The sequence below is a fragment of the Halomonas caseinilytica genome (genome assembly GCF_001662305.1).
Classification (GTDB): Bacteria; Pseudomonadota; Gammaproteobacteria; order Pseudomonadales; family Halomonadaceae; genus Halomonas; species Halomonas caseinilytica.
In genome coordinates this window covers 1-3111 of sequence record NZ_BDEP01000031.1, presented here as the reverse complement: position 1 = coordinate 3111, position 3111 = coordinate 1, and the positions used below count along the sequence as shown (strand labels likewise).

Sequence of the window (3111 nt, the reverse complement as noted above, 5' to 3'; positions counted from 1 at the left end):
AGAGGTGTATATGAGTCAGATGAAGTGGAACGCAACGCCGCCAGCAGCCCCTGGAGGGGATGCGGCAGGGTGGCATCCGACAGTCGCCTGGCCTGGCTGCGGCAGGAGTAGCCGGTGGCCAGCAGACGGCCGGCGTGGGTTGGGTCCTCGACCTTGGGCTGCCAGGACTGGGCGTAGATGGTCTTCGAGGTCGCGAGGTTGCGCGCCTCGTGCCCGTACGTGCCGGACATGCCGCAGCAGCCGGTGGCGATCACCTCGAGTTCGAGCCCGAAGGCCGCGAACACGCGCTGCCACTGGGCCGGCGCGCCGGGCACGCTGGTCTTCTCGGTGCAGTGGGCCAGCAGCCGGTAGCCAGGGTCGGTGAGCGGCGGCGCCTCGGCGGCCAGGTGCGGGGCGCGCTCGGCCAGCCATTCGCTCAGCAGGCGCACCTCGGGCACCCGCGCCGCGCCCAGGGCGTCCACGTACTCCTGACGATAGGTCAGGGTCATCGCCGGGTCGATGCCGACCAGCGGCACGCCGAACTCGGCCAGCGCCGTCAGGCGCTCGGCCTGCGTCTCGGCGGTGCGCGCGAAGGCCCCGAGGAAGCCCTGGACGTGCAGCGGCTTGCCGTTGGGGCCATAAGGAGCGACGAAGACGCGCACGTCGAGGCGCTGCAGCAAGGTGACGATGTCGCGCACCACACCGGCCTCGAAGTAGCGGGTGAAGGCATCCTGGACCAGGATCACGCTGTTGGCCCGCTGCGCGGCGGTGAGCCGGCCAAGGGCGGTGGGTGTGGCGCGGGGCACGCCCCAGGCGGCGAGCTGGCGGTCGAGCCGTGCCCGCGACAGCCGGGGGCTGTCGACCAGGCCGATGGGGCCGGCCAGCAGGCGGCTGACCCCGCGGTTGCTCAGGGCAGCGTTATAGAGCGGGGCGAGGCGCGACAGCGTCGGCGCCAGAAACTCCAGCCCGCCGATCAGGTAGTCGCGCGCCGGGCGCAGGTAGCGGCCGTGGTAGACCTCGAGGAACCGCGAGCGGAAGGCCGGCACATTGACCTTGATCGGGCACTGGCTGGCGCAGGACTTGCAGGCCAGGCAACCGGCCATGGCGTCATAGACCTCGTGGGAAAAGTCGGCCTCGCCGCGCCGCCGGGCCAGGGTGTTCTTCAGCTTGCCGGGAAAGGCCTTGATGGTCCCCCAGGTCCCCGCACGCCGCTGGCGATGTGCATCCTCGACCACGTCGACGCCGGCCTCGCCCTGGCGCCGCAGCCATTCGCGCATCAGGCTGGCGCGCCCCTTGGGCGAGTGGATGCGCTCGCGGGTGGCCTTCCAGGAGGGGCACATGGCGTCATCGGGGTCGTAGTTGTAGCAGGCGCCGTTGCCGTTGCAGTGAACGGCGTCGGCGTGGGCCTGCCAGACCCGCGGGGCGATCCGGCGATCGAGCTGGCCGCGGGTCGGTACCCCGTCGATGGCCAGCAGGCCCGGATCGACCCATGTCACGGCCTGCTCGTCGGCGTGGTCCGACGTTTCCTTTTCATTGAAAGGGGTAGCGATCTTGCCCGGATTCAACTGGTTTCGCGGATCGAAGGCCGCCTTGAGGCGTTGCAGGCTGGGATAGAGCGCACCGAAGAAGGCCGGCGCGTACTCCGAGCGCACGCCCTTGCCGTGCTCGCCCCACAGCAGGCCGCCGTACCTCTGCGTCAGCGCGGCGACCGCATCGGAGATCTCGCGGATCAGGCGTTCCTGGGCCGGGTCCTTCATGTCGATGGCCGGGCGCACGTGCAGCACCCCGGCGTCGACGTGGCCGAACATGCCGTAGTCCAGGTCGTGGGCGTCGAGCAGGGCGCGGAATTCGGCGATGTAGTCGGCCAGGTGCTCCGGCGGCACCGCGGTGTCCTCGACGAAGGGAATCGGGCGCTTCTCGCCCTGGACATTGCCGAGCAGGCCCACGGCGCGCTTGCGCATGGCGTAGACCCGGGTGATCGCCTCGCGGCCCACGGCCTGGGTGTAGCCCAGCCGGGTGACGCTGTCGTCGCCGGCGAGATGCTCGCAGAAGGCCGTGACTCGCGCGGCCAGGCGCTCGGGGTCGTCGTCGTTGAATTCGACCAGGTTGATGCCGTGAGTTGGCGTCTCGCCTTCCGGGAAGAACTCGCCGACGCTGTCCCACACGAAGTCCTGCTGGGCCAGGCCCAGCACCTTGTCGTCCACCGTCTCGATGGAGGTGGGCGCGGCAGAACTGGCCATCAGCGCCTTGGCGTCGCGCAGGGCGTCCATGAAGCCGGCGTAGCGCACGTTGACCAGGGTCGAATGCCCGGGGATCGGCAGGACATTGAGCACCGCCTCGCTGGTGAAGGCCAGCGAGCCCTCGGCGCCGCACAGCACGCTGTTGAGATCGAAGCGGCCGTCCGCGGTACGCAGGTGCGCCAGGTCGTAGCCGGTCAGGCAGCGATTGAGCGGCGGGAAGGTCGCGCGGATGCGCTCGCGCTGGGTGTCGATGATCTCGCGAGCCTCGCGATGCACCCGGCCGACGGCGTCATCGCGCGCGCAGAGGGCGTCGAGCTCGGCCTCGTCGACCGGCCGGGTGACCAGGCGCTCCCCGCCGAGCAGCACGCTGTCGAGCTCGAGCACGTGGTCGCGGGTCTTGCCGTACTCGCAGCTGCCCTGGCCGCTGGCATCGGTGGCGATCATGCCGCCGATGGTGGCGCGGTTGGAGGTGGAGAGCTCCGGGGCGAAGAACAGCCCGTGGGGCCTCAAGGCCGCGTTGAGCTGGTCCTTGACCACCCCGGCCTGGACGCGTACCCGGCGGGCCTCGACGTCGATCTCGAGGATGGCGTTCATGTGGCGGGAGACGTCGACCACCAGGCCGTCGGTCAACGACTGACCGTTGGTGCCGGTGCCGCCGCCGCGTGGTGCCAGGACGATATCGGCGAAGGCGTCCTGGCCGGCCAGGTGGGCGAGACGCTCGAGGTCGGTGACATCGCGCGGATAGAGCACCGCCTGGGGCAGGCGCTGGTAGATGGAGTTGTCGGTGGCCAGCACCGTGCGATTGGCGTAGTCCGGAGCGATCTCGCCGGCAAAGCCGGCCTCGCGCAGGGCCTCGAGGAAGGCCCGGTAGCGGGCGGCGGTGGGCGCAGCA

General features: G+C 70.6%; 1 protein-coding gene. It reads right to left on the bottom strand.

Going from position 1 to position 3111, the window contains the following annotated elements; genetic code table 11:
* Positions 1 to 3111 (bottom strand): D-2-hydroxyglutarate dehydrogenase YdiJ (gene ydiJ, locus A9O65_RS16570; RefSeq protein WP_064702748.1); only part of this gene is annotated, 3111 nt, incomplete at both ends.